This window comes from Psychroserpens mesophilus (assembly GCF_000826645.1).
Classification (GTDB): Bacteria; Bacteroidota; Bacteroidia; order Flavobacteriales; family Flavobacteriaceae; genus Psychroserpens; species Psychroserpens mesophilus.
Map to the genome: position 1 here is coordinate 212581 of NZ_JXJP01000014.1, position 26659 is coordinate 239239.

The window sequence follows — 26659 nt, forward strand, 5'->3', positions numbered from 1 at the left end:
ATGAAGAAAAAGGTACTCATAACTGGAGCTGCTGGTTTTTTAGGTTCTCATTTGTGTGATAAGTTCTTGAAAGAAGGCTTTCATGTGACTGGAATGGACAACTTCATAACAGGAGATATTAAAAACATCAAGCATCTAAATGATAATTCAAGTTTTGAGTTTATTGAACATGATGTCACTGAGCATATTTCTATTGAGGGAGATTTGCACTATATCCTTCATTTTGCTTCTCCTGCAAGCCCTATAGATTATCTTAAAATACCAATCCAGACACTTAAGGTAGGTTCTTTGGGAACTCATAATCTCTTGGGATTAGCAAAAGCAAAAAATGCAAGGATATTAATAGCTTCAACATCTGAAGTGTACGGAGATCCTTTAGTGCATCCACAAACTGAAGATTATTTCGGAAATGTGAACACCATTGGGCCCAGAGGTGTATATGATGAAGCAAAACGATTTCAAGAATCTATTACCATGGCATATCATAGATTTCATGGTCTTGAAACAAGAATTGTTCGTATATTTAATACATACGGTCCACGTATGAGACTCAATGACGGAAGAGTTATTCCTGCATTTATGGGACAAGCACTAAGAGGTGAAGATCTTACGGTTTTTGGAGATGGATCGCAAACGCGATCATTTTGCTATGTAGATGATCAAGTTGAAGGAATTTTTAAATTACTTTTTAGTGATTACGTATACCCTGTTAATATTGGTAATCCAAATGAAATTTCTATATCAGATTTTGCTGAAGAAATTATTAAGCTGACTAATACAACTCAAAAAGTTATTTACAAAGATCTACCGGTTAATGACCCAATGCAAAGAAAACCAGACATTACCTTGGCTAGAAAATTATTGCAATGGGAGCCTAAAGTGGAAAGATCAGAAGGGATGGAAATAACATTCAACTACTTCAAAGGACTAACCAAAGAGGAGTTGTACAAGAGTGAACACAGAGATTTTTCTAAACATATAAAGACATAAGTTGAGTTTATTTAAACAAGGACGATATTCAGGATATTTAAGACCCATTTCATACTTAATCGATTTAAGTATTATAAATGGGCTCGCCATATTCTATTTCTTTAAGGATATAGATCCTAAAATGTTTATCCTATTTGTTTCAGTGTCCTGGATAATCCTTTCAATTTATTCTGGATTTTATGGTGTGTATCGATATACCAGAGAGGTAACTATTTTCTCTTTAGCCTTGAGACAAATGGTGCTTTTTACCTTAATTGTTTTTGCTTTTGCAGGATTTTATCATGACCTAGACATTTATCCTGTTACTGTTTTTAATTATGTTTTGGTGAGTTTTTTAGGTATTATATTTTTCAAATTCGCCTTGTACTATTTACTTCAAAAGTATCGGGTTTCTTTTGGTGGTAACTATAGAAAAACAGTGATTTTTGGTGTAAATAAGAAAACCCTTGCACTGGAAAATTTCTTTAATAAAAATCCCGAATATGGCTACATTCATAAGAAGACATTTAATTTTAAAGATAAAAAAGCAGCACACCTAGACAGTTGTTTTCAATACATAAAAGATGAAGCTATTGATGAGATATATTGCTCAATATCCGAACTCACTAATAGCCAGATCAATGAGGTCGCTGACTTTGCAGATAACAATTTAAAAATTCTAAAGTTTTTACCAGATAATAAAGAAATATATTCTAAAAAGTTAAAATACGAGTATTACGATTACATCCCAATATTAACATTGAGAGATATTCCTCTTGAAGAACCAATTAATATGGTTCTTAAAAGAACTTTCGACATTGTCTTTTCTAGTTTAGTCATAATATTTTTACTCTCTTGGCTAACGCCTTTAATCGCAATTTTAATAAAGCTAGAATCTAGAGGTCCTGTGTTTTTTAAACAGTCAAGAAACGGATTTAACTATAAAGAATTTGACTGTTATAAGTTTAGATCTATGACTCCTAACAAAGATGCACATTTGTATCAAGCAACTAGAGGTGACAATAGAATTACTAAAATTGGTAAGTTTATCCGTAAAACGAGTATAGATGAATTACCTCAATTTTTTAATGTGCTTTTCGGAGATATGTCTGTAGTTGGGCCTCGTCCTCACATGGTAAGTCATACCAATATGTATGCAAAAAAAATAGACAAGTTTATGGTACGACATTTTGTTAAACCAGGTATTACTGGACTAGCACAAATAAGCGGATTTAGAGGCGAAGTAGAGTCTGATAAAGATATTATTGGTCGTGTCAAATATGATATCTTTTATATTGAAAACTGGTCCTTACTTTTAGACTTTAAAATTATTCTTAAAACTTTCATTAATGCGATTAAAGGAGAAGATAAAGCTTATTAGATAAGCTCTTTCAACTGAACAAGCTGTGTTTTGAAGTCAAATTCTTTTTTGCCATTTTCTCTAATGTTTTGACGCATTGATTTTGAAAGCATTTCACTCTCTATTGAAGAAATTACTGCATTTAGTTTTTCATAATTTCCAGCTTCGGCAACCCAACCTAATTTATGCTTTTTTATTATCATTTCGCCTTCTCCACCTCCAAAATACAACATTGGTAATCCCAATTTTGCATATTCAAAAATTTTAGAAGGCACCGAACCATAAATTCGTTTTAATAAAGGAATAATCGTAATATCATACTCTAAAAGAACAGTATGTAACTCACTTCTTGAAACCTGACCATGATAAGTAATCGGTAGTTCAGGATGATTCGAAATATAGGTTTCAATGTTTATCTGTTCTGCTCCTGATCCATAAATATGAAACTCAACATGTTCATAATCTAATTCCTGACATAGTTTATAAATGCCTTGTGCGATACCTAATAATCCTGCGTAAACGATTTTTAAGGTTCCATTTGAAGGTTTATGATTCAATTCTGGAACTTCAAATTCTGGATAGTTGCGATACAAAAAGGTCTTTTTATCAGATACTATTGATCTAACATGCAGCAATATTTCTTCACTTTGACCTAACACTAAATCAGCTCTTTTATAATTAAAGCGCTCAATACGCTCAAGCATTTTATAACTAAAATTTTTCCTGAAGGCACCTAATTCTAAACCAGCTATTGGCCATAAATCACTCACATTTAAAATCAAATGTCGTTTCTTAGATTTTAGACATAGCATGCAGGTAAAGGCGACTAATAAAGGAGGCGATTGCACAATGACTGTCTTAGGAATCTTATTCCAAATAAAAAACCAGATGAGACTTAAACTATAAGATAACATGGCCATTAATCTTAATAATTTGTTTTTAGAATTACTAGCATAAATCCAAAGTCTGTGAATTATAATCCCATTCTCAGTTGAAGTATCTTTAAATTTGCCTTTATAAGCTTTAAAAATTTCACCTGTAGGATAATTAGGTAAAGGCGTTAACACCGAAACCTTAAAACCATGATCTTTAAGACCTTCAGCCAAATGAAAAATCCTGTTTGAAGCTGCACCTGTTTCAGGTGGAAAGTAGCTGGTAATGATGAGCACATTCTTCATTAAGAATCTAGTTTTATATGCGAAGTGAACTGTCTTAATTTTCCGCTTTTAGAACGCTTTAATTTTAGTTCTCTATTGAAAATAATTGTAATTCCAGGTTCTAGATAGCGTTCCATTTCTTTTTTTATAATATTCTTTTTTTCATGAGATAATTCAACATCACTGGAATAGATGATTTTAAAGGTGTCTTTCTTTAACTGCTCAATAACAAACTCTTTTACATTTCCATCATTTTCAATTAGGGTCTTGGTGATATAATAGAAGGTTAGTCCTGCAGCCTTTTTTCCACTAGGTAAAATAGCAATATCATTTGTTCGTCCAACAAGTTTTTCAAGAATAGGAGTTTTAAATGTACTTGCTTTTGAAAGTATTCCAACATCACCAATATCGTAACGGATAAAAGGATGTGCTTTATTATATAACGACGTAATTACAATACGGCCTTCTTCACCATTTGGTAAAGATTGATTCTTTTCATCTAAAATTTCAACGAACAAGGTTTCACTATTCACTTGCCATTCATCGTCTTTATTTTGAAACGCAATCAAGTCAAGCTCTGAGGCTCCATATTCGTTTACAATAGCAACGCCCATCTGTTTTTCAAGTAAGATTTTGTCATTGTCGAATAGCATTTCCGAAGTGACGATACAAGCCTTCAAACTTGGACAAACGCTTTTCAAAACAAGATTTTTACGGTTCAAAAATTTAGCAAATTGTACAATGGCACTTGTATAACCATTGATGTAATCAAAAGGAATGGTTTTAAATTTCTTCAAAAGATTTTCAAAAGCCTCATCACTCATATCAAATACTGAAAATCGCAAACGGTTGCTCAACACATCTTTAAAACGTTCTTTGTAATACCCTTTTTTGTCTAATGGAATGCCATAAAAACGCGCTTGTTTTGAGCTGTTGAAATCTAATCCAAACCAGCTGAATCGATCTTGAATAACTGCCCAAGTTAAGGCGTGAGAGAATTTATCTTTAGCAAAAATAAAAGGATCTCCTGACGAACCAGACGTTTTATTGATATAGACATTAGCTTTTGTGTAACCTTGTGATAATCGCTGCTCAAGTGGTTGCTGTAAATCTGATTTGGTCATTATAGGAACCGTATTCCAGTCGTCTAATGTAATTGATGTTCCTAATGTTTTGTAAAAAGACGTGTATTGTAAGTGATGCTGAACGATTGCTTTTCTTTTGTCTTTGACATAATCTTCAAAAGCGGTTTTATCTGTATTCTGAATTTTTGACAAAGCAAGCTTGGCTTTATCTATCGGAAAGCCATTCATTTTTAAAGAAAAATCGAATAATCGCAAGATTGTGAACTACAGTTAAGGTTTGTGTAAAATAATTGTTTTTTCAACTTAAAACCAATTATTTTTGTGCAAACAACAAATTACATGAACATTTTAATTCTTGGCTCTGGTGGAAGAGAACACACTTTCGCTTGGAAGATAGCTCAAAGTCCGTTATGTGAAACGCTTTATGTCGCTCCTGGAAATTCAGGAACTGCAAAAATTGCTAAAAACTTAGATATTAAGGTTACAGATTTTAATGCCATCAAAACTGCTGTCTTAGAGTACACAATTGACATGGTTGTTGTTGGGCCAGAAGATCCATTGGTTCTAGGTATTCACGATTACTTTTTAAATGATGTGCAACTTAGCCATGTGGCAGTAATCGGACCTCAAAAAGCAGCTGCAGAATTAGAAGGAAGTAAAGAATTTGCGAAGGAATTTTTATACAGACATCACATTCCTACTGCTGCATATCAAAGTTTTAATGCATCTAATGTTGAAGACGGTTATGCCTTTCTTGAAACCTTAAAACCTCCTTATGTTTTAAAAGCTGACGGATTGGCTGCTGGTAAGGGCGTTTTAATTCTGAATGATTTAAATGAAGCAAAAGCCGAACTTAAAAACATGCTGGTTGATGCTAAGTTTGGAGATGCGAGTTCTAAAGTGGTGATCGAAGAGTTTTTAGACGGAATAGAACTAAGTTGTTTTGTGTTAACCGATGGTAAGCACTATAAAATTTTGCCAACAGCCAAAGACTACAAGCGCATTGGCGAAGGCGATACAGGTTTAAATACTGGTGGAATGGGAGCTGTGTCTCCAGTGCCTTTTGCTACGGAAGCGTTTTTAAATAAAATTGAAGAACGTATTGTGAAACCAACCATTCTCGGACTTCAAAAAGACAATTTACCATATAAAGGGTTTGTATTCATCGGATTGATAAAAGTAGGCGATGACCCAAAAGTCATTGAGTATAATGTTAGAATGGGAGATCCTGAAACCGAAGTGGTTTTACCAAGATTGAAAACAGATTTAGTTGAAATTTTTAAAGCAATTTCTGAAGAACGTCTTGATGAAATTAATTTGGAGATAGATGACAGAGCTGCAACTACTGTCATGTTGGTTTCTGGAGGTTATCCTGAAGCTTATGAAAAAGGAAAAGCAATATCTGGTTTAGAAAACATAAAAGATTCTCTGGTGTTTCATGCTGGAGCAACTATAAAAGCGAATCAGGTTGTGACTTCTGGTGGTCGTGTTATGGCGATTACGTCTTATGGTAATACGTATGAAGAAGCCATAAAAAAATCGTATCAAAATATAAATCAATTACATTTTGATAAGATGTATTATCGTAAGGATATCGGATTCGATTTATAAATAAGAATGCGATGTGATGCTCTTATCTTCTTCACCGTTTGCATTGTATTTTTTCAATTCAAGCATCCAGTAGGTAAAGGCCACTAAGCCAATGATAATAAATATCCAGGATATAAAATTTGCAGACCACCAATTTTCTAATTCTAGTGCTCTTAAAGCATCAAATGGAGCAAATAAAACGTTTACAAATAAATCCTCTATAGCGTAAAAAAAGTCTTTCATTAGTCTAAAATTAATTCTGTTGTAGGTTTAAATTATATCTTTACAGTACAAAATTACGTTTTTTCAAATTAAAATTGAAAAAAACTGTAAATATTAGTAGTGTCTTTTTACTTTTTAACTTAATTAATGATATCTAATTTTTTTAGCCAGTCAAAACCCATAAACTTTGTAGTAGTAAGCGTGATGCTGCTAATAATATTTAGTATTACAAAGTATGTGACGCTTGATATCGAACTAAATACGTTTTCAATTGTTAAGCAAATCCTTTTTTTTGCAGTGTGTTTATTTTCGGTCTTTGTGTTGGATTTTCTGGTGAATAAAAATAATCTCACAAAAAAAAACAGTTATAAAATCTTATTGTTTGTATTGTTTATTGCAGTATTGCCAGAAACCTTACTCAATTCTAAAACGTTAATTGCCAACCTTTTTATACTTTTTGCATTACGACGAATCATTAGTTTAAGATCAAAAAAAGACGTAAAAAAGAAACTATTTGATGCTGCTTTCTGGATCACAATAGCCTCATTATTATACTTCTGGTCGTTATTATTTTTTATATTAATTATTGCAGCACTAATTGTATATGTGATTACTGATGTCAAAAACTGGTTAATTCCAGTATTAGGTATTTTAACTGTAGCTATTATTAGTGCATCAATAATGATTATTTTAAATGTAGATATCTATAATTTCTTTAATGAGCTAATAGACATAAGTTTCGATTTTAGTTCACTTAATTCAAAACGAATTATCATTGGAGCCACAATTTTATTGTCTTTTGGTATATGGTCGCTGTTTTATTACCTCAAAAATTTGAAGTCTAAAACCAAAAGCTCTAGGCCTTCATTTTCACTCATTGTCATTGCAGCAATTATTGCAATTTCTATAGTTATTATTGCTCCTGTAAAAAATGGCAGTGAATTTATTTTTCTATTTGCGCCATTAGCTATTATTATGACGAACTATCTGGAAGTTATCTCTGAAAAATGGTTTAAAGAAAGCTTGCTTTGGGTTCTTATTTTAACACCAGTAATCACATTACTGTTGTAGCTTTTTACCAAACGCTAAATCACCAGCATCTCCAAGGCCTGGAATGATATATCCTTTATCATTTAATTGTTCATCAATGGTTGCTATCCATAAATGCGAATCACTATTAAAATGTGAAGCTACAAAATCGACACCAGCTTGAGCACCAATAACGCTGATTAAATGGATTTCTTTAGGCGTTCCAAAAGGTTTTAATGCTTCAAAAGTTGCCACCATAGATTGTCCGGTTGCAAGCATAGGATCAGCAAGGATTAAGGTTTTTCCGTTTAAATCCGGACACGCAAGATACTCTACAATAATTTCAAAAGTTTCAGGATTGTGTTTATGATGTCTGTATGCTGAAATAAACGCGTTTTCCGCATCATCAAAATAATTAAGTAAACCGTTGTGAAGTGGCACACCTGCTCTTAAAATAGAACACAAAACAATATCATTTTGATAAATATCTGTTGGTTTTTCACCTAGAGGCGTTTGAATGGTTTTAGACTTAAACGCTAGAGTTTTACTCATTTCATAACCTAAAACTTCACCTATACGTTCTATGTTTCGTCTGAAACGCATTCGGTCTTGCTGAATCGTAACATCTCTTATTTCAGCGATAAAGGAATTTAAAATAGAATTTTCTTCAGATAGATTATGAATATGCATAGTGTGTTGTAACTTTTTTGGAAGCTAAAGTTAATAATTACTTCTATATTTGCACTTTAAATTCAAAGATTATGTTTTCAGAAAAAGCAAATAAAATATTTCAGGAGGTTATTAAAAAATACCATGTCGTTAATACTGTTGACCAACCGTTTACGAATGTATATGACAAAGATTCTAACTTGTTAGAGCATTTATTATACAGAAAATGTTGGATAGATACGGTTCAATGGCATTATGAAGATATCATTCGCGATCCTCAAATTGATCCTGTGGCTGCTTTAAAATTGAAACGTCAAATTGATGCTTCAAATCAAGACAGAACAGATATGGTTGAATTTATTGACAGCTATTTCCTTGAAAAATATAAAAATGTAACTGCAAAGCCTGGCGCAACTATCAATACCGAAAGTCCCGCTTGGGGAATTGATAGATTATCTATTTTAGCACTTAAAGTATATCATATGGAAGAAGAAGCAACTCGTGAAGATGCTTCAGAAGCTCATAAAGCTGCTTGTCAGAAAAAATTAGACGTATTACTTGAACAGCGTGTCGATTTATCAACTGCTATTGATACACTTTTAGACGACATAAGTAAAGGTGATAAGTATATGAAAGTGTACAAGCAAATGAAAATGTACAACGACGACGAGTTGAATCCTGTACTACGTTCGCAAAAATAAATTACTTAATTGTCAGTCTGAGCGCAGTCGAAGACTATTTGGTAAAATGCTCAAAAGCACTTCGACTGCGCTCAGTGTGACGAGAGTTATAACATGTCAAAACCGAAACACATCCTTGTCATTCGTCTCTCTGCAATGGGTGACGTTGCCATGACTGTTCCTGTGTTACGAGCATTAACTGAGCAATATCCAGATCTTAAGCTTACCGTTTTAACCAAAGCATTTTTTAAACCGTTGTTTAGAAATCTTCCTAATGTCACTGTTTTTGAAGCAGACATTAAAGGAAATCACAAAGGTGTTTTTGGTTTGTATAAACTTTCAAAAGCATTAAAAAGAACAGGTTTTGATAGTGTTGCAGATTTGCATAATGTATTACGAAGCAATATTTTGAAGTTCTTTTTCTTCGGAAAGAACGTCGTTCAAATAGATAAAGGAAGAGCTGAGAAAAAGGCTTTAACTTCAGGAAAAATTTTTCAGCAATTAAAAACGACTCACGAACGCTATGCTGATGTTTTTGAACAGTTAGGCTATACAATAGATTTATCAAATCCAACATTTCCTGAAGCTTCACAATTAAATTCGAATTGTCTTCAACTCCTTGGAAGGGATTCTAAACCATTGATTGGATTTGCACCTTTTGCCGCCTTTAAGGGGAAAGCTTACCCATTGCATCACATGGAAACAGTTATTGAAGCGCTTTCAAAGGATTATAGAATACTGCTCTTTGGAGCCAAAGGAGATGAAGCATATCAACTTGAAACAATTGCAAACAACTATGAGAACATTGTTAATCTTGCTGGAAAACTAAACTTAAGTGATGAACTAGATGTGATTTCAAATGTAGAACTGATGATTTCCATGGACTCAGGTAATGCACATTTAGCGGCAATGCAAGGTGTAAAAGTGTTAACCATTTGGGGAGTTACGCATCCTTATGCTGGGTTTTATCCGTTTCACCAACATGATAATTATGCAGTTTTAGCTGATCGTGCAAGGTTTCCTAAACTACCAACTTCGGTTTACGGAAACACATTTCCAGAAGGATACGAAGATGTATTCAGTACAATTACGCCAGAAATGATCCTTGAAAAAGTAAAAACGATTCTAAAATAAAAAAAGCCTCACTCCAAAGAGTAAGGCTCTGATTGAGAACGTTTAGATAATCCCAAATATAAATAGCGTCCTAATCTTGCGCTAAGGTATTTTGTTTAAATTTTAGCATCAAATGATTGTAAGAATAACTTCCATATATTCGACAAAAAGAACGATTTATGGGATTAAACGCAAATTTATCAGACGAAGTCCGATTTCAAGATATTAAACATCATCATAATCAACAGTTAGTGTTTCTGTTATTGGTTGTGCCTGGCATGTTAAAACTAAACCTTCGGCTAATTCACCATCAGTTAGAATATTATTTTGTCTCATCACAGCTTTACCTTCAGTTATTCTTGCAATGCAACTGCTGCAAATTCCACCTTGACAAGAGTAAGGTGCATCAATATCTTTATCTAAGGCAGCTTCAAGAATGGTTTGTTTTTGAGGCATTTCAAAAGTGGTGGTCTCATCATCTAAAATCACAGTGACCTTAGAATTTCCACTAGCAATTTTTTCACTGGTAATTGGTGCTACTTTAGAGGATTTAAAAAGTTCGTAATAAATAGTGCTTTTATCAATATTATGCTCTTCTAACACATCTTTTATCGTGTGAATCATTCCTTCAGGTCCACAAAGATAAAACGCATCAATATCTAAATGTTTGTATTTATTTTTAACAATCAGATTGACCGTACTTTTTTCAATTCTACCAAATATGGCATCATCTTCCTGAGTTTGACTAAATACAAACTGAATTGAAAACCGTTGGCTATATTGATGCTGTAATTGTAATAATTCGTCTAAAAACATGGTGTCATTAGTCGTTTTATTTCCATAAACAAGTACCACATGACTTTGTACCTCTTCTTCTAAAGCACATTTTATAATACTCAACACAGGTGTGATTCCACTTCCTGCAGCAAAAGCGGCAATGTGTTTTGTTTTTGAATCATTAGGCTCAAAGACAAAGTGACCTTTAGGTGTTGCAACATCTAAAACATCGCCAACCTTGAGCTTGTTGTTAGCAAATGAAGAAAATGTGCCATCTTCAACTTCTTTAACAGCCACTTTTAGTTCACCACTTTTAGGCGATGAACATAAGGAATAATCTCTTCTAATTTCATTGCCGTTTATTGAAGTTTTTAGCGTAATATATTGTCCCGCTTTAAAGCTAAAGTCAGTTTGTAAAGCTTGAGGAACTTCAAAACTAATTGCAACAGATTCATCAGTTATGCGATCAATTTGTTTTATGGTTAAAGAATGAAATTGTGACATTGTTTTGTTTTTAAGGTATTAATTTTTAATTCTTTTTCAGACTTTCAAAAATAAGAAATCGAATACTGAATTTGGTTTTGTTTGTAACAAAAAAGATATTATTATTACTAATCTATAAAAATCGACCATAACCATGATTAAACATTTTATACGCTTAGAGTGGAAACAGTTTTTCAGAGCCTCCTATTTTCAAAAAGGTATTGCCATAAAAATTTTACTGGTCCTGGCTGCGATTTATTTTGGAGCTTTTGCAATTGGAGGAGGAGTTGCTATGTTTTTCATTGCTGAAAAGGCATTTCCAGATCTCGATCCAATAGTGACTATAAATAACTTTATCATCTACTGGTTTTTGTTTGAAATGGTCTTTAGGTTTTTCATGCAACAGCTTCCAGTAATGAATGTGAAGCCTTTAATGACGATTCCCATCAAACGAAACACAGTTATTCATTACCTATTAGGAAAAACCAGTGTTTCATTTTTCAACTTTTTAGCTATTTTTCTTTTTCTGCCATTTTGTGTGGTACTCTTAGTTGAAGGTTATGCTGTGCTTAATGTATTGTGTTGGTTTATATCGATTGTTTTTCTGACACTTTCGGTCAACTATCTTAATTTTTTAATTAATAAAAACAATACCATTTTTTATATCATAGCCATTTCCCTTATTTCACTAATAGGATTAGAATATTATGGCATTTTTGCGATCTCAAAACCTATAGGAGTAGCGTTTAATGCGCTTTACAATCAGCCTTATTTAATGATTGTGCCTTTCATGCTTGTTATTGGATTGTACTATGTGAATTTTATTTACATCAGAAAAGGATTTTACTTAGATGATGCGGTTTCTAAAAAAATTAAAGAAGTTAATGCAACAGATTTATCCTGGATGGATCGCTTTGGCAACGTGGCTCCTTTCTTGAAAAATGACGTGAAGTTGATTTGGAGAAATGCTAGACCAAAACAAGTGATGATGATGTCATTTTTATTCTTGTTTTACGGATTGATTTTTTACACACAAGATGCTTATAAAGAGATGCCTGCATTTTTAGCCTTTGCGTCTATGTTTGTTACTGGTGGATTTTTAATGAGTTTCGGACAATTAGTACCTTCTTGGGATAGTGAATACTACAAATTATTAATGAGCCAGAATATTCCATATAGACAATATCTTGAATCTAAGTGGTACCTGATGGTCTTTGCAGTTTCTATATCTTTCGTGTTAAGTATTCCGTATTTATATTTTGGCTGGAAAATCTTCGGAATGATCGCAGCAGGAGCAATTTTTAATGTCGGTTTAAATTCATTTATCACCTTATTTGGAGGTGCACTTAATCGCGTTCCTATTGAATTAAACGTCAAAGCAAAAGCATTTAGTAATACCAATGGGTTTAATCCAACACAAATGCTTATTGCGATGCCTAAAATATTGCTGCCAATCATTTTATTTTACATTCCTTATAAATTTATAAGCTTTGAAGCTGGTCTTATCGCAATCGCCTTAAGTGGCGTTTTAGGAATTATTTTTAAAAACCAGATTTTCACGTTCATCGAAAACATTTACCAAAAAGGAAAGTATAAAACTATCGCTGCTTTTGCTGAAAAAAGCTAAATATAAATTTAATTACAACAAACCATGATTATAACATCAAACCTATCAAAAAAATATAACGACACAACAGTTCTACATATCGAAAACCTAGAGATTCCTAAAGGTCAAAGTTTCGGATTAGTTGGTAATAATGGTGCAGGAAAAACAACGTATTTTAGTTTGTTGTTAGACTTGATTCAGCCTACAACGGGACACATAAAAAATAATGATGTTCTGGTTCATGAAAGTGAAGACTGGAAACCGTTTACGTCATCTTTTATTGATGAGAGTTTTTTAATTGGCTATTTAACTGCTGAAGAATATTTTTATTTTATTGGAGAACTTCGCGGACAAAACAAAGCTGATGTCGATGCCTTAGTAGCTCAGTTTGCTGATTTTTTCCATGGTGAAATTTTAAATCAGAAAAAATACTTACGTGATTTAAGTAAAGGAAATCAGAAAAAAGCAGGAATTGTTGCCGCACTTATTGGTAATCCTGAAGTTATCATTCTTGATGAGCCCTTTGCTAACTTAGATCCAACCACACAAATCAGACTAAAATCCATCATTAAAAATTTAGCCGAAAAGCAAGGTGTAACCGTTTTAATTTCTAGTCACGATTTACTACATGTTACAGATGTTTGCGAGCGTATTGTTGTATTAGAAAAAGGTGAAGTAGTTAAAGATTTAGCAACTAGCACTGAAACATTAAAAGAACTTGAGGCTCACTTTGCAGGTTCTGAAGCTGTATAATTTGAATATCCTGTTGTAAAGTTGTTTGTTGTTGAGGTGTAAAACAATTCCTTAGCAACAATCAACGCAGCAAAAAACAACTCCACAACATACCGATAATTCAAAAAGATGCTTATTTTTACAGCATTACATAATATTTGTAGTCGTTTTTAGTTATACTTAACCAAATACAACCACGTTGAATACATCGTTTAAAATTATAATTTTTATACTTTTCGTGACCCTTTTTGTTACAGGTTGCTCTCGAAAAAACAATACATTCATAAATAGAAATTTTCATGCCTTAGGCACCAAATATAATATTCTTTATAATGGTTATATCGCACTTGAACAAGGCCGTGAGACCGTTGATAATGCAGCAACCGATAACTTCTGGGAACTACTTCCTGTTGAACGCATGCAATTAGAGGAAGATGTTTTTCTTCCAGGTCAATCACGAAATCAGGATTTTGAACGTGCTGAAGAAAAAGCCATAAAGGCTGTGCAAAAGCATGGTATGAACATCAAAGGGAAAGAATACAATCCGCAAATTGATGAAGCCTACTTACTTTTAGGTGAAGCGCGTTATTTTGATCAACGATTTGTTCCTGCCTTAGAAGCCTTTAATTATATTTTATACAAGTATCCTGCAAGTGATAAAATCAATACAGCTAAAGTTTGGAGAGAAAAAACAAACATTCGATTAGAAAATAATGAACTTGCTCTTAAAAACTTAAAACGTCTTTTAGATCAGGAAGAGCTAGAGGACCAGGATTTGGCTGATGCTACAGCAATGATGGCTCAGGCATACATTAATATTAAAGCAAAAGATAGTGCCTTAGCACAATTAAAGGTCGCTGCAGAATACACAAAGAAGAACCGAGAAAAAGCACGATATAATTTTATCATCGGACAACTATACAATGAGTTTGGACAAAAAGATAGTGCCAACTTAGTGTTTGATAAAATTATTGATATGCATCGTAAAATTCCAAGACCATACTATGTGAACGCTCATTTAGCGAAAATAGTAAACTTTGATATTGAAAGCGGTGACAAACTGGAGTTTGAAGAGTATCTGACAGACTTGGAAGAAAATCGTGAAAACCGACCGTTTCTGGATAAAATCTACTATCGTATTGCAGAATACCACAGAGCTAATAATTCAGATTCCTTGGCTGTTGTGTATTACAATAAATCATTACGAACTAATACTGGTGACAAGCAATTAAAAGCGTATGATTATTCTACGCTTGGTGACATGAATTTTGATAGTGCTAACTATAGAGTAGCAGGTGCGTATTACGATAGTACGATGACCAATCAGAAATTAAACTCCAAGCCTTATCGAGTTATTAAGAAGAAACGAGAAAATTTAGATGATGTCATCTATTACGAAGACATTGCTCAGGTTAATGATAGTATTTTAAATTTAGTAAGTTTATCTGAAGCTGATCGATTAGCCGTTTTCACAGCATATACAGACGAACTAAGAACAAAAGCAGAAGAAGCTAAAGAAAAAGCCGAAGCTGCCGAACGTGTCAACTCAGGAATGACTCAAACCACAAATAAAGTTGGAAATAAAACTCAAAGAGCAGATCCTGGTGGAAAACAAGAATTCTATTTTTACAATGAAACGACGTTGTCGTTTGGAAGAAATGAATTTGTAAAGATTTGGGGAGATCGTGAACTTAAGGATAATTGGAGGCTTTCAAGCAAAGCGATTAACAAAGCTCAAGGTCAACAAGGAAATGCTATAGATGCCTTGGCTTCTAATGAAGAGTTATTTGATCCTGAATTTTACATTTCACAAATTCCTACAGACCAAAAAGTAATAGACAGCATTAGTAAAGACCGAAATTTTGCGTATTACCAATTAGGGTCTATTTATAAGGAAAAGTTTAAAGAGTACGGATTAGCACAGGACAAGCTTGAAAAATTACTACTCAATAATCCTGAAGAGCGTTTGATACTTCCGTCCAAGTATAATTTGTATAAAATTTATGTTGAACTTGGTTTAGATGCAAAAGCAGACAACATGAAAAATGAGATTATCACCAATCATTCAGATTCGAGATATGCTCAGATTTTATTAAATCCTTCTTCAGAATTTTCTAAAGACGAAAACAGTCCGGAACGTATTTATGAATCCTTGTATGAGAAATTCAATAACCAAGAGTATGCCGAGGTCATTAGTGGTGCAGAAAAGAATATCATAGATTTTGAAGGTGATCCAATTGTTCCAAAATTTGAAATTTTAAAAGCTTCAGCAAAAGGACGATTATACGGTTTTGAAGCTTATCAGGAAGGGGTAAATTATATCGCGTTAACCTATCCTAATTCCGTAGAAGGAAAACGAGCAGAAACCATATTAAGTGAAGTGATTCCTGTTTTAGCAAGAAAAGAATTTGTTGATAATAATGTGGCAAAACACTTTAATGTGTTGTATCCTTTTGAAGCTGGTCAAACAGAAGCGATCAATGAGTTTGTTAAAAAACTTAACGACGCTGTTTCTAAAGTAACGTATTTTGATCTTACAACTTCTGTAGATGTCTACGATGCTAACACAGTTTTTGTGGTGGTTCACGGACTTAAAAGTGCGGAAGGAGCTTCCGGATTTGCAGAAATTCTTGAAGAGAACAAACATAAAATCGTTCGTGATTTCTATTCAATTTCATCACCTAACTATGAAATTATTCAAAGACATAAAAACTTAAATGACTATTTAGCATCTCAATAAAACAAAAAACCTATGTTTTCTTCAGATAAAAAAACAGGAAAAATGGCAACAGAAACTATCTCACAGCAAAATACTATTGCTAAAGGAACAACCATTACAGGTGATATTATTAGTGAAGGCGATTTTAGAATTGAAGGTTCAGTTCAAGGTAATATAAAAACACCAGGAAAAGTTGTAATCGGCAAAACAGGAAATATCAACGGAACACTTAAAAGTGCAAATGCAGATATTGAAGGTAAATTTTCTGGTAAATTATTTTTATCAGATACCTTGTCTTTAAAATCTTCTGCTCACGTCGAAGGAGAAGTTATTGTGGGTAAATTAGCAGTCGAGCCTGGAGCCACATTTAATGCAACTTGCTCGATGAAAGGTGCTCTAAAAGAACTTAATAATGGCTCAAGAACAGGACAGCAATCCACAACTCAAAGACCAGAACAAACAGGAGGACAACCAGAAAAAGGTCAGTCCGCTTAAAAACGTAGCCATCCTATCTGGAATTGGCATCGAAATGGGTGTCATCATCTATGTCTTTGTGATGCTCGGAAAATGGCTGGACACTTCATATAATGATAATGGTAAACTTTTCGTCGTCATCTGCACGCTCTTAGGCGTTGGGATTTCATTGTTTGTAGTCATAAAACAACTCAACCGAATTAAATATTAAATGAAAAACGCATTTACTTTATTCGCTATAAAGCTTATTCTAATACTATCATTTGCTTTAGCAATTCATTTGTTTGTTTTAAGCTCAAAATCATTGCCTTTATACGACAACAAAATTGTGCTTGCTTACATTATTAATGCACTCTTGGCAATCGTAATATTCGGATTTCTTTTTAAAATGAAAGACAAATACAAAGAACAACTTGGCTTTCTGTTTTTAGGAGGAAGTGTTCTTAAATTTGCTGTCTTTTTTATTGTATTTTATCCAGTTTATAAAGCCGATGGGTCGATTTCAAAATTGGAGTTTGCCGCTTTTTTTGTGCCTTATATATTGAGCTTGATTCTCGAAACACTTAGTCTGGCAAAATGGCTCAATAAAATGGAATAATTACTTTCTTTCTAATTCTAAAAATACCACCCGAAAATAAAGTTTAAAATTGTTTTTGTTTTTGAGATAAAAACCTACCTTTGCAGCGATTTTTAGGCCACTATTATTTTGAGTGATATGCAAAGAAAAATGACCGTTAAGACAATTACCTTATTACTGTGTTTAGTTTCATTCGTTTCGTTTGGCGAAAACAAGGATGCTGCTAAAGGAGATAAAAAAACTGAAATTAAGGAATACATTCAACATCACTTGAAAGATTCGTATGATTTTAGTTTAACATCATACACTAATGATGCTGGAGAAAAAGTGCATTGGGGATTTCCTCTGCCTGTTATTCTTTGGGATAATGGTTTGAAAGTATTTTCATCTTCAAAATTTCATCATGGTGAAACACTTGCTGAGGTTGATGGTAATTATTACAAACAATATCACGGCAAAATTTACAAAACAGACGCTCAAGGCACAATCAATTATGATGAAGAGCATCATCCAACAAACGTAAAACCTTTAGATTTTTCAATCACTAAAAGTGTGGTAATGATCATCATTACGGGTTTGCTAATGTTCTTGTTATTTAGAGGCTTAGCTAAATCTTATGCTAATAATGGTGGAATTGCAAAAGGATTTGGACGTTTCTTCGAGCCAATCGTACTATATATTAGAGATGATATCGCGATTCCAAATATTGGTGAGAAAAAATATATGAAGTATATGCCATTTTTATTAACGGTATTCTTTTTTATCTGGTTTTTAAACATTTTTGGATTAACACCATTAGGAGTTAATGTTACTGGTAATTTAGCAGTAACTGCTTCTTTAGCGATATTAACATTTTTACTGACAAACTTAACAGGAACAAAAGATTACTGGAAGCATATATTTGATCCATTAGGAGATTCTATGCCATGGTATGCTAAAATTCCATTATATATCATATTAATTCCTATTGAAGTATTAGGAATTTTTATCAAACCGTTTTCATTATTAATACGTCTTTATGCAAACATGCAGGCTGGACACATTGTATTAATGAGTTTAATTGGTTTAATGTTTATTTTCAAAAGTTGGATTGGAAGTCCGTTATCATTTGGTTTGGCTTTCGCAATTTCACTTATTGAAATATTAGTAGCATTGCTACAAGCATATATTTTTACAATGTTATCTGCGCTTTACTTTGGTTTTGCTGCAGAAACTCATGATCACGCTGAAGAGCATGATGGTGAGGTTCAACACTTGTAATTAGTATCATCCTGAGCATATGCAAAGGATTAATTTGAATGTTTAATTTTTAAATATATTTATTATGGAAATTCCAGTAATGGTAGGTGCAGGTTTAGTTGTAATCGGAGTTGGTATTGGTATTGGTAAAATTGGTGGTTCTGCTATGGAAGCAATCGCTCGTCAGCCAGAATCTTACGGTAAAATCCAAACAGCTATGCTTATTGCAGCCGCTTTAATTGAAGGTATTGGATTTGCTGCATTATTTGCAGTATAATCAAAACCCAAAAGTAACCTTGTAACGGTTGGTTGCAAGGTTGCTTTAATTAAAAATTAAATTGATATAACAGTTATTTATTATGAATTTATTAGAAGATTTTTCGATAGGTCTATTTTTCTGGCAAACATTATTATTTGTGTTGTTAGTACTTCTTTTAAAGAAGTATGCATGGAAACCAATGTTAAATGCAGTTAATGATAGAGAAGAAGGTATTAAAAATGCACTCGATTCTGCTGAAAAAGCAAAGCGTGAGATGGAAAACCTTCAGGCAGATAACCAAAAATTACTAAAGGAAGCCAGAGCTGAACGTGAAGCAATGCTTAAGGAAGCACGTGATATCAAAAATAAAATGATTGAAGATGCTAAAGATCAGGCTAAAGAAGAAGCGGGTAAATTAGTTGCTCAAGCACAAGCTTCAATAGAAACTGAAAAGAAAGCGGCTATTGCCGAATTAAAGTCGCAAGTAGCTAACCTTTCAATAGAGATTGCAGAAAAAGTAGTTCGTGAAGAACTTTCTAACAAAGACAAGCAAATCAAATTGGTAGAGTCTATGTTAGGTGAAGCGACATTAAACTAAAAGATTATGTCAGGAACAAGAGCAGCAATTCGTTACGCAAAAGCAATTTTAAGTTTAGCAGTTGATCAGAAATCTGAAGCCACTGTTAATAACGATATGAAATTTATCGCAAAAACGATATCTGAACATACAGATTTAGATATGGCTTTAAAAAATGCAATCACAAAACAAGATGTTAAAAAAGAGATTTTAAATCAGGTGTTTACAGATTTAAATCCGTTAACTTCAAAGTTGTTCGATGTGTTAGTAGATAATAATCGAATCAATGTAGTCGCTGACGTTGCAAGTCAATATAATAAGTTATATGACGCTCATATCGGAAAAGAAAAGGCAACAGTGACTACTGCAGTTCCAATGACTGAAGATTTAGAAATCAAAGTGTTGGCTAAAATAAAAGAATTGACCAGTAAATCTGTTGAATTAGAAAATATAGTTGATGAAAACATCATTGGTGGTTTCATTTTACGTGTTGGAGATATTCAATACAATGCAAGTATAGCTAGCAAGCTAAACAAGTTAAAAAGAGAATTTACATTAAACTAAATGAGTTAGAAGAAATGCAATTCGCATTTTAGTATCTAACATCTAATATCTAAATAAAGATGGCAGAAGTAAAACCAGCTGAAATTTCAGCAATTTTAAAACAACAACTTTCAGGTTTTGAAGCAGGTGCTTCATTAGACGAAGTAGGAACAGTATTAACTGTTGGTGATGGTATCGTACGTGCTTACGGACTTTCAAACGCTCAATACGGAGAATTAGTAGAATTCGAAGGTGGTTTAGAAGGTATTGTACTTAACCTTGAAGAAGATAACGTAGGTATCGTATTGTTAGGCCCTTCAGTAGGTGTTAAAGAAGGATCAACAGTAAAAAGAACCAATAGAATCGCATCTATTAACGTAGGTGAAGGAATTGTTGGTCGTGTCGTTGATACTTTAGGAACTCCAATTGATGGTAAAGGTCCTATTTCTGGTGAGACTTACCAAATGCCATTAGAGCGTAAGGCTCCAGGTGTTATCTATCGTGAACCTGTAACTGAGCCATTACAAACCGGTATCAAATCTATTGATGCTATGATTCCTGTTGGTAGAGGTCAACGTGAGTTGGTTATTGGAGATAGACAAACTGGTAAAACAGCTGTTTGTATTGACACGATCTTAAATCAAAAAGAATTTTACGATGCAGGAGAACCTGTATATTGTATATATGTTGCTGTAGGTCAAAAGGCTTCCACAGTAGCTTTAATTGCTAAAACATTAGAAGAAAAAGGTGCTTTAGCTTATACTACTATTGTTGCAGCTAACGCATCAGATCCTGCACCAATGCAAGTTTATGCGCCTTTTGCAGGAGCTGCTATCGGTGAGTACTTTAGAGATACTGGTCGTCCAGCTTTAATTGTTTATGATGATTTATCTAAACAGGCAGTTGCGTATCGTGAGGTATCTTTATTATTACGTCGTCCACCAGGACGTGAGGCGTATCCAGGTGACGTTTTCTACTTACACTCTAGATTATTAGAGCGTTCTGCAAAAGTGATTAACGATGATAATATTGCTAAAGAGATGAATGATTTACCAGACAGCTTAAAGCCTATGGTAAAAGGAGGAGGTTCTTTAACTGCTTTACCTATCATCGAAACACAAGCAGGTGACGTTTCTGCCTATATTCCAACAAACGTAATTTCGATTACTGATGGACAAATCTTCTTAGATGGTGATTTATTTAACTCTGGTGTACGTCCGGCAATTAACGTGGGTATTTCTGTATCTCGTGTTGGTGGTAATGCGCAGATTAAATCCATGAAGAAAGTTGCAGGTACCTTAAAATTAGATCAAGCACAATTCCGTGAATTGGAAGCATTTGCTAAGTTTGGATCAGATTTAGATGCAGTGACTCTGAACGTAATTGAAAAAGGAAAGCGTAACGTTGAAATCTTAAAACAAGCACAAAATGATCCTTTTACGGTTGAAGATCAAATTGCAATCATTTACGCTGGATCGAAAAACTTATTAAGAGATGTTCCTGTTGAAAAAGTAAAAGAATTCGAAAGAGATTACTTAGAATTCCTTAAAGCAAAACACAACGACGTGTTAATGACTTTAAAAGCAGGTAAATTAACTGATGAAGTTACAGATACATTAACTGCTGTAGCTAAAGATTTATCAGGTAAATATAGAGCCTAAAAGTTTAAAGTTTAGAGTTAGAAATTGTTTAAAGCTTTCTAACTCTAAACTAAATTTGAATTGTCACTCTGAGCATAGTCAAAGAGTTATTTGAAAAATATAACATTCTAATCAAATAGAAGAATGGCAAACTTAAAAGAAATACGTAATAGAATATCGTCGGTATCTTCAACAATGCAGATCACCAGTGCCATGAAAATGGTTTCTGCTGCTAAATTGAAAAAAGCTCAAGATGCTATTACTGCAATGCGTCCTTATTCAGATAAGTTGACAGAGCTTTTACAAAGCTTAAGTGCCACTTTAGATGCAGACTCAGGAAGCAAGTATTCAGATCAAAGAGCAGTTAAAAAAGTTCTTCTTGTACCTATTACGTCTAACAGAGGTCTTGCAGGTGCATTTAATTCTAATATCATTAAAGAAGTTACGAAATTAGCTAAAGAGAAATATGCTAATCAAGAGGTTTCATATTTAGCTATTGGTAAAAAGGCAAACGATGCTTTCAAAAAAACGAATAAAGTTATAGCCAACAAAAGCGATGTGTATGATGACTTAACTTTTGATAATGTTGCTGAAATTGCTGAAATGTTGATGGAGAAATTTGTTGATGGCGAATTTGATAAAATTGAAATCGTTTATAACAAATTTAAAAATGCGGCAACTCAAATTGTCATGACTGAACAGTTTCTACCAATCGTACCTTTTGAAAGTGATTCTAACGTAAACTTAGATTATATTTTTGAACCTTCAAAAGTTGAAATCGTTGAGCAATTAATTCCGAAGTCATTAAAAACACAATTATTCAAGAGTATCAGAGATAGTTTTGCCAGCGAACATGGTGCACGTATGACAGCAATGCATAAAGCAACTGATAACGCTACAGAATTAAGAGATCAGTTAAAATTAACATACAACAAAGCACGTCAGGCAGCAATTACAAATGAAATCTTAGAAATTGTTGGAGGTGCAGAAGCTCTAAATAATTAATTTAAATTAGACTGTCATTCTGAGCGAAAGCGAAGAATCTAATATATAAAAAACCTAACTTTTTTAAGTTAGGTTTTTTTGTGTACAAAAATTTCTTGTAACATTTTAGTGATTTTGTATCTAAAAGGAAAAATCAATTAAAATTTAGATTATGAAATCAATTAAACGGATTAGTTTATTAACCTTTTGTATCATTAATTTTTCTTTAGGCGCTCAAAATCATGCCTTTGATGTAAAGGTCGTAGGCAAAGGTGAACCTGTATTGTTATTTCCAGGTTTTACGTGTACAGGTGATGTTTGGAATGAATTAGTAGCAGAACTCTCTAAAACAAAGGAATGTCACATCTTTACTTTTGCAGGTTTTGGTGAGGTGCCTCCAATTGAAAAACCATGGCTTTCTAAAATTAAAGAAGACATTTTAAATTATATCTCCAATAAAAACCTTGAAAATGTTATAGTCATTGGCCATAGTCTAGGTGGAACTCTTGGATTGTGGCTAGCTTCTGATAAAAATGCAGCATACCATAAAATTATTATTATAGATGCTTTACCTTCAACAGGTGCTCTGATGGTACCAAATTTTGATAGTGAAACTATTGTATACGACAATCCATATAATCAACGACTTTTAGATATGGACGAGAAAAGCTTTGATGCCATGGCAACACAAATGGCCTTTGGTATGGCTCTAAATAAAGATAAGCATGAACAAATCAAGGAATGGATAATAAAAACCGATCGTGAAACCTATGTGTATGGTTTTACAGATTTACTTAAATTAGATTTAAGAGAAGCTATTGCTAGAATTACGATTCCCGTAGTTATTCTTGCTGCAACTAAACCCTACGGAGAAGATGTGGTTAAGATTACTTATGAAGAACAATACAAAAACCTAACAGCATATAGCATTTCATACGCTAAGGAGTCTGCACATTTTATTATGTATGATCAACCAGACTGGTTATTACAACATATTAAAAAAGCATTGGAATAAACAATGAGTACATTAGAATCCAATTTTGATCAAATTTATAAGGATAATTACCCTAAAGTCTTTCGATTATGTCAAGGTTATACCAATGGTAACGAGATTCTGTCTAAAGATTTAGCTCAGGAAGTCTTTATCAAAGTCTGGCAAAATTTAAATTCTTTTAGAAACGATTCAAGCCTTTCGACATGGATTTACAGAATTACAGTGAACACCTGTCTTATAGAACTTCGAAAGAAAAAATCAGTATCAATTAAAGGTCATTTACAACACCTTGAAGAGGATTATGAGGAATGTTCAGTAGAGAAAGAATTACAACTGAATCAATTATACAGGTGTATAAATAGCCTAAAAAGTGAAAACAAAAGTATCATTTTACTCGAGCTGGAAGGTTTGCCTCAAAAGGAAATTGCTGACATTATAGGCTTGAGTCATGAGGTTATTAGAGTGCGATTACATAGAATAAAAAACGAATTAACTAAATGTGTTAAGCAATGACAGAATTTAAAGATTTAAAGTCTAAATGGGAACAGCAACCAGAGGTTGAAGTACCAAGTAATGGATTAGAAGATATTATAAAGAAGATTACTTTTCTTAAGTATAAACAGCGCATAGGTAATGTGGTTTTGTTAACTACAGTATCGATTTTAATAGGCTTTTTCTTTTACATCAATGCTTATAGTAATGGTTTAGTAACCTTTGCGCTATCTGTAATGATTGGTAGTTTGTTGATACGTGTGATTTTAGAATATGTAAGTATCAAAGAACTGAATCAACTTGACGTAACAACCAATACTTCAACTTTTAGTGCTATTATGGCAAGGTATTATAAAAGAAGAATTAATATTCACTACATCTTTACACCTATCATAATGCTACTATACATTACAGGATTTGTTATATTATTGCCATTTTTCAAGAGTAGTTTGTCTGAGGGATTTTACACCTATATACTAGTGTCTTCAATATGCATATTAGTAATTATGGTGTTTTTTATAGGCAGACAAATTCAGAAGGAATTACATATTCTGAAACAGATAAAGCATTAAAAATGTAACAAGAAAACCTAACCTAAACGAGTTAGGTTTTTTTATGGCATTAATTTTGAAATCGTATCTTTATAAACATAATAATTGGTCTATGAAATCATTCAATAGGATATCATTTTTAATAGTAATGTTCTTGCTAGTAGCTAGCTTTTCTCAATGCTCAACTGCTCAAAAATTACAAAAGAATCCTCCTGTAGAACTCGGACAAGTTTATGCTCAAAATTGGGTTGCTGGCATTAAAGGAGGAGGTTCAGGATTTAACGTTTTTATTCCAGTCAAAGACACTTCGGTTGTTTTAGATAGTATATTTTTTAGAGGTCAAAAAGCAGGATTAGAATTTAATGATAGTGGTGATCAAACCTTTTACGTAGGGCGATTTCAATCAGATTTTAACCAAAAAGAAGATCTTATATTGAGTTCTGATATGAAAGAAGAATCCAAAAATAAGCTTCCAACGCTCAAGGATGAAATGCCGTTTGAATTCCATGATGATGAATGTGTCATTACTTATCGTGAAGGGGATCAGACCCTATACTATAAGATTTCGAATATTAAGATGGAGCAACCACTTCATTATCCAAGTGCTCCTCCAAACGGTCAATAATATATCTTTGGTAAACGTTAGCTAAAAACGTATTTTTAGCAGAACAAAATTGAACCTTTGAGCGTACTAAAAACTTTTTTCAAAGACACGGTTATCTATGGTTTGGCCATTGTATTGCCTAGGCTAATTAACTTTCTTTTAGTCCGTTTACACACAGATGTGCTTCCAAACGAAGGCTATTCAGAAAACACAGAATTTTATGTGGTAGCAGCTTTTTTTAATGTCATTCTTACTTATGGCATGGAGACGTCATTTTTTAGGTTTTTCAGCAAGAATAAAGATAAAGATAGTGTACTGTCAACCGCAATGATAACTATTGTTGTAAGTACTTTTATTTTTGGAATTTTACTATTCTTATTTAGAGTTCCAATTTCTGAAGCCTTACGAATTAATACCGATTTCTATTCGCTTTTAGTTGGCATCACTCTTTTAGATACCTTGATAGTCATTCCGTTTGCCTATTTGAGAGTTACTGGACGACCAGTAAAATTTGCTGCAATAAAACTGATTAATGTGCTAATCATAGTGCTTCTAAATGTACTGTTATTATCAACAACCTATGGTTCAGATCGATTGAAATCATTATTTACTGTTGAAAATAATGTGGAATATATATTTATCGCGAATCTTATTGCAAGTGCAGTTGTTTTGATTTTAGTATTGCCTTATTTCTTTAAAGCGAAATTAAACTTTGAGGCTAAAATTTTAAAGCAACTTTTAAATTATGGATGGCCAATTATGATTGCTGGCCTCGCCTTTGTCATAAATGAAAACTTAGACAAATGGTTGCTTCCGCAAATAGAAGGTGAGTTTGTTAATGGAGCCTATAGTGCGTGTTACAAACTGGCTGTTTTTATGACCCTTTTTATTCAGGCATTTCGAATGGGAGCAGAACCGTTTTTCTTTAACCATTCAGAAAAAGAAAATGCTACACAAACCTATGCAACCATTTTAAAGTATTTTACCATTGTTGGTGCATTGGGCTTAATGATCGTTGTCATTTATATCGATTTATTAAGACCTATTTTCATTAAAAAAGAAAGTTATTTACTTGCATTGAATATTGTTCCAATTGTTTTGTTGGCGAACTTGTGTTTAGGCATTTACCACAACCTTTCTATTTGGTATAAACTTACAGATCGTACGCGTTTCGGCATGTATATTTCTCTTATTGGAGCAACTATAACTATAGTTTTTAATATCGTTTTTATTCCTGAAATTGGTTTTATGGCTTGTGCTTATGCAACATTAATTGCTTATGGCTTGATGATGTTAATATCTTATATATTAGGTCGAAAGTATTATCCAGTGCCTTATCAGGTAAATCGAATAGCATTATACCTGTTTGTAAGTACAGTATTAAGTTTTATAACTTATTATCATTTCGATAGAAATATGTTGTTAGGAACTGTATTTTTGTTACTGTTTGTAGTTCTGGTTGCATTTTTAGAACGAAAGGAATTGAAACTTTTAACACAAAAGAAAATTAAATAATAATTAAATGTTACCTCAA

At 33.1% G+C, this 26659-nt stretch carries 28 protein-coding genes; 23 read left to right on the top strand and 5 right to left on the bottom strand.

All coding sequences use genetic code 11. The features are described 5' to 3' along the window. Positions 1-990 (top strand): UDP-glucuronic acid decarboxylase family protein, encoded by a 990-nt coding sequence (locus TD18_RS12115; RefSeq protein WP_040252913.1) that lies wholly within the window; start codon positions 1-3, stop codon positions 988-990. Position 991: 1 nt separating this feature from the next. Beyond that, positions 992-2350: an undecaprenyl-phosphate glucose phosphotransferase gene (locus TD18_RS12120; RefSeq protein ID WP_040252915.1), complete on the top strand. Its 1359-nt coding sequence runs from the start codon at positions 992-994 to the stop codon at positions 2348-2350. On the opposite strand, the gene TD18_RS12125 is transcribed toward TD18_RS12120, so the two are convergent. Next, positions 2347-3507: a glycosyltransferase family 4 protein gene (locus TD18_RS12125; RefSeq protein ID WP_040252917.1), complete on the bottom strand. Its 1161-nt coding sequence runs from the start codon at positions 3505-3507 to the stop codon at positions 2347-2349. The two genes, TD18_RS12120 and TD18_RS12125, sit on opposite strands and share 4 nt — an antisense overlap. Beyond that, positions 3507-4826, bottom strand: a complete 1320-nt coding sequence (locus TD18_RS12130) for a phenylacetate--CoA ligase family protein (protein ID WP_040252919.1) — start codon at positions 4824-4826, stop codon at positions 3507-3509. Before TD18_RS12130 ends, TD18_RS12125 begins: the two co-directional genes overlap by 1 nt. 84 nt (positions 4827-4910) lie before the next feature. Here TD18_RS12130 and purD point away from each other — a divergent pair, with 84 nt between their 5' ends. Continuing rightward, a complete protein-coding gene (purD, locus tag TD18_RS12135) occupies positions 4911-6182 on the top strand; it encodes a phosphoribosylamine--glycine ligase (protein WP_040252922.1) in 1272 nt (423 codons plus the stop codon). Here purD and TD18_RS12140 read toward each other — a convergent pair. Beyond that, positions 6177-6404: a DUF6341 family protein gene (locus TD18_RS12140; protein WP_040252923.1), complete on the bottom strand. Its 228-nt coding sequence runs from the start codon at positions 6402-6404 to the stop codon at positions 6177-6179. The two genes, purD and TD18_RS12140, sit on opposite strands and share 6 nt — an antisense overlap. A 126-nt stretch (positions 6405-6530) precedes the next feature. On the opposite strand from TD18_RS12140, the gene TD18_RS12145 reads away from it, so the two are divergent. After that, on the top strand, positions 6531-7454 hold the full coding sequence (locus TD18_RS12145) for a DUF6427 family protein (RefSeq protein WP_040252925.1): 924 nt from the start codon (positions 6531-6533) through the stop codon (positions 7452-7454). Here TD18_RS12145 and upp read toward each other — a convergent pair. After that, complete coding sequence (gene upp, locus TD18_RS12150) at positions 7443-8102, bottom strand: uracil phosphoribosyltransferase (RefSeq protein ID WP_040252926.1); 660 nt, start codon at positions 8100-8102, stop codon at positions 7443-7445. The two genes, TD18_RS12145 and upp, sit on opposite strands and share 12 nt — an antisense overlap. A gap of 71 nt (positions 8103-8173) precedes the next feature. Here upp and TD18_RS12155 point away from each other — a divergent pair, with 71 nt between their 5' ends. Together TD18_RS12155 and TD18_RS12160 are read left to right on the top strand one after the other, a co-directional pair. Then, positions 8174-8782 (top strand): DUF4254 domain-containing protein, encoded by a 609-nt coding sequence (locus TD18_RS12155; protein ID WP_040252929.1) that lies wholly within the window; start codon positions 8174-8176, stop codon positions 8780-8782. A gap of 93 nt (positions 8783-8875) precedes the next feature. After that, on the top strand, positions 8876-9895 hold the full coding sequence (locus TD18_RS12160; RefSeq protein WP_052461157.1) for a glycosyltransferase family 9 protein: 1020 nt from the start codon (positions 8876-8878) through the stop codon (positions 9893-9895). 204 nt (positions 9896-10099) lie between these two features. On the opposite strand, the gene TD18_RS12165 is transcribed toward TD18_RS12160, so the two are convergent. Next, the gene (locus tag TD18_RS12165; protein WP_040252935.1) at positions 10100-11155 is read right to left on the bottom strand and encodes a ferredoxin--NADP reductase; all 1056 of its coding nucleotides are present in this window, start codon (positions 11153-11155) and stop codon (positions 10100-10102) included. Between the two features lie 133 nt (positions 11156-11288). On the opposite strand from TD18_RS12165, the gene TD18_RS12170 reads away from it, so the two are divergent. From TD18_RS12170 to TD18_RS12245, 17 genes are all read left to right on the top strand, one after another. After that, positions 11289-12761 (top strand): DUF5687 family protein, encoded by a 1473-nt coding sequence (locus TD18_RS12170; RefSeq protein ID WP_040252937.1) that lies wholly within the window; start codon positions 11289-11291, stop codon positions 12759-12761. Between the two features lie 24 nt (positions 12762-12785). Further along, the gene (locus tag TD18_RS12175) at positions 12786-13493 is read left to right on the top strand and encodes an ABC transporter ATP-binding protein (RefSeq protein WP_040252940.1); all 708 of its coding nucleotides are present in this window, start codon (positions 12786-12788) and stop codon (positions 13491-13493) included. A 178-nt stretch (positions 13494-13671) separates the two neighbouring features. Beyond that, positions 13672-16212: a type IX secretion system periplasmic lipoprotein PorW/SprE gene (porW, locus tag TD18_RS12180; RefSeq protein WP_040252943.1), complete on the top strand. Its 2541-nt coding sequence runs from the start codon at positions 13672-13674 to the stop codon at positions 16210-16212. 12 nt (positions 16213-16224) lie between these two features. Then, positions 16225-16686, top strand: a complete 462-nt coding sequence (locus TD18_RS12185; RefSeq protein ID WP_040252945.1) for a bactofilin family protein — start codon at positions 16225-16227, stop codon at positions 16684-16686. Continuing rightward, positions 16604-16876, top strand: a complete 273-nt coding sequence (locus TD18_RS17530) for an AtpZ/AtpI family protein (RefSeq protein WP_084205914.1) — start codon at positions 16604-16606, stop codon at positions 16874-16876. The genes TD18_RS12185 and TD18_RS17530 overlap by 83 nt, the downstream gene beginning before the upstream one ends. Then, positions 16877-17263 (top strand): DUF6168 family protein, encoded by a 387-nt coding sequence (locus tag TD18_RS12190; protein WP_040252947.1) that lies wholly within the window; start codon positions 16877-16879, stop codon positions 17261-17263. 117 nt (positions 17264-17380) lie between these two features. Beyond that, a complete protein-coding gene (gene atpB / locus TD18_RS12195) occupies positions 17381-18502 on the top strand; it encodes a F0F1 ATP synthase subunit A (RefSeq protein ID WP_040252949.1) in 1122 nt (373 codons plus the stop codon). Positions 18503-18566: 64 nt separating this feature from the next. After that, positions 18567-18758, top strand: coding sequence for an ATP synthase F0 subunit C (gene atpE / locus TD18_RS12200; protein WP_033959615.1), 192 nt, complete (start codon positions 18567-18569; stop codon positions 18756-18758). Positions 18759-18840: 82 nt separating this feature from the next. Further along, a complete protein-coding gene (locus tag TD18_RS12205) occupies positions 18841-19338 on the top strand; it encodes a F0F1 ATP synthase subunit B (protein WP_040252954.1) in 498 nt (165 codons plus the stop codon). Positions 19339-19344: 6 nt separating this feature from the next. Further along, positions 19345-19881 (top strand): ATP synthase F1 subunit delta, encoded by a 537-nt coding sequence (gene atpH, locus TD18_RS12210; RefSeq protein WP_040252956.1) that lies wholly within the window; start codon positions 19345-19347, stop codon positions 19879-19881. 59 nt (positions 19882-19940) lie between these two features. After that, entirely contained in the window at positions 19941-21521 is a 1581-nt protein-coding gene (gene atpA, locus TD18_RS12215) for a F0F1 ATP synthase subunit alpha (RefSeq protein WP_040252959.1), read from the top strand. A gap of 123 nt (positions 21522-21644) precedes the next feature. Further along, positions 21645-22505: an ATP synthase F1 subunit gamma gene (atpG, locus tag TD18_RS12220; RefSeq protein WP_040252962.1), complete on the top strand. Its 861-nt coding sequence runs from the start codon at positions 21645-21647 to the stop codon at positions 22503-22505. Between the two features lie 151 nt (positions 22506-22656). Further along, entirely contained in the window at positions 22657-23499 is an 843-nt protein-coding gene (locus TD18_RS12225) for an alpha/beta fold hydrolase (protein WP_040252965.1), read from the top strand. A gap of 3 nt (positions 23500-23502) precedes the next feature. Further along, positions 23503-23991, top strand: coding sequence for an RNA polymerase sigma factor (locus TD18_RS12230; RefSeq protein ID WP_040252967.1), 489 nt, complete (start codon positions 23503-23505; stop codon positions 23989-23991). Continuing rightward, positions 23988-24542, top strand: a complete 555-nt coding sequence (locus TD18_RS12235; protein ID WP_040252969.1) for a hypothetical protein — start codon at positions 23988-23990, stop codon at positions 24540-24542. The genes TD18_RS12230 and TD18_RS12235 overlap by 4 nt, the downstream gene beginning before the upstream one ends. A gap of 91 nt (positions 24543-24633) precedes the next feature. Further along, a complete protein-coding gene (locus TD18_RS12240) occupies positions 24634-25146 on the top strand; it encodes a hypothetical protein (RefSeq protein WP_152611371.1) in 513 nt (170 codons plus the stop codon). A 57-nt stretch (positions 25147-25203) separates the two neighbouring features. Next, positions 25204-26640 (top strand): lipopolysaccharide biosynthesis protein, encoded by a 1437-nt coding sequence (locus tag TD18_RS12245; RefSeq protein WP_040252974.1) that lies wholly within the window; start codon positions 25204-25206, stop codon positions 26638-26640. Positions 26641-26659 lie beyond the last annotated feature (19 nt).

What these genes read in the sequence shown, in the direction of transcription:
- TD18_RS12115 (WP_040252913.1), top strand. Translation starts at nt 1, where the DNA reads ATGAAGAAAAAGGTACTCATAACTGGAGCTGCTGGTTTTTTAGGTTCT.
- TD18_RS12140 (WP_040252923.1), bottom strand. Translation starts at nt 6,404, where the DNA reads ATGAAAGACTTTTTTTACGCTATAGAGGATTTATTTGTAAACGTTTTA.
- atpE (WP_033959615.1), top strand. Translation starts at nt 18,567, where the DNA reads ATGGAAATTCCAGTAATGGTAGGTGCAGGTTTAGTTGTAATCGGAGTT.
- TD18_RS12230 (WP_040252967.1), top strand. Translation starts at nt 23,503, where the DNA reads ATGAGTACATTAGAATCCAATTTTGATCAAATTTATAAGGATAATTAC.
- TD18_RS12205 (WP_040252954.1), top strand. Translation starts at nt 18,841, where the DNA reads ATGAATTTATTAGAAGATTTTTCGATAGGTCTATTTTTCTGGCAAACA.
- TD18_RS12125 (WP_040252917.1), bottom strand. Translation starts at nt 3,507, where the DNA reads ATGAAGAATGTGCTCATCATTACCAGCTACTTTCCACCTGAAACAGGT.
- TD18_RS12235 (WP_040252969.1), top strand. Translation starts at nt 23,988, where the DNA reads ATGACAGAATTTAAAGATTTAAAGTCTAAATGGGAACAGCAACCAGAG.
- atpH (WP_040252956.1), top strand. Translation starts at nt 19,345, where the DNA reads ATGTCAGGAACAAGAGCAGCAATTCGTTACGCAAAAGCAATTTTAAGT.
- upp (WP_040252926.1), bottom strand. Translation starts at nt 8,102, where the DNA reads ATGCATATTCATAATCTATCTGAAGAAAATTCTATTTTAAATTCCTTT.
- atpB (WP_040252949.1), top strand. Translation starts at nt 17,381, where the DNA reads ATGCAAAGAAAAATGACCGTTAAGACAATTACCTTATTACTGTGTTTA.
- TD18_RS12145 (WP_040252925.1), top strand. Translation starts at nt 6,531, where the DNA reads ATGATATCTAATTTTTTTAGCCAGTCAAAACCCATAAACTTTGTAGTA.
- TD18_RS12160 (WP_052461157.1), top strand. Translation starts at nt 8,876, where the DNA reads ATGTCAAAACCGAAACACATCCTTGTCATTCGTCTCTCTGCAATGGGT.
- TD18_RS12185 (WP_040252945.1), top strand. Translation starts at nt 16,225, where the DNA reads ATGTTTTCTTCAGATAAAAAAACAGGAAAAATGGCAACAGAAACTATC.
- purD (WP_040252922.1), top strand. Translation starts at nt 4,911, where the DNA reads ATGAACATTTTAATTCTTGGCTCTGGTGGAAGAGAACACACTTTCGCT.
- TD18_RS12240 (WP_152611371.1), top strand. Translation starts at nt 24,634, where the DNA reads ATGAAATCATTCAATAGGATATCATTTTTAATAGTAATGTTCTTGCTA.
- atpG (WP_040252962.1), top strand. Translation starts at nt 21,645, where the DNA reads ATGGCAAACTTAAAAGAAATACGTAATAGAATATCGTCGGTATCTTCA.
- TD18_RS12170 (WP_040252937.1), top strand. Translation starts at nt 11,289, where the DNA reads ATGATTAAACATTTTATACGCTTAGAGTGGAAACAGTTTTTCAGAGCC.
- atpA (WP_040252959.1), top strand. Translation starts at nt 19,941, where the DNA reads ATGGCAGAAGTAAAACCAGCTGAAATTTCAGCAATTTTAAAACAACAA.
- TD18_RS12190 (WP_040252947.1), top strand. Translation starts at nt 16,877, where the DNA reads ATGAAAAACGCATTTACTTTATTCGCTATAAAGCTTATTCTAATACTA.
- TD18_RS12225 (WP_040252965.1), top strand. Translation starts at nt 22,657, where the DNA reads ATGAAATCAATTAAACGGATTAGTTTATTAACCTTTTGTATCATTAAT.
- TD18_RS12165 (WP_040252935.1), bottom strand. Translation starts at nt 11,155, where the DNA reads ATGTCACAATTTCATTCTTTAACCATAAAACAAATTGATCGCATAACT.
- TD18_RS12155 (WP_040252929.1), top strand. Translation starts at nt 8,174, where the DNA reads ATGTTTTCAGAAAAAGCAAATAAAATATTTCAGGAGGTTATTAAAAAA.
- TD18_RS12175 (WP_040252940.1), top strand. Translation starts at nt 12,786, where the DNA reads ATGATTATAACATCAAACCTATCAAAAAAATATAACGACACAACAGTT.
- TD18_RS17530 (WP_084205914.1), top strand. Translation starts at nt 16,604, where the DNA reads ATGGCTCAAGAACAGGACAGCAATCCACAACTCAAAGACCAGAACAAA.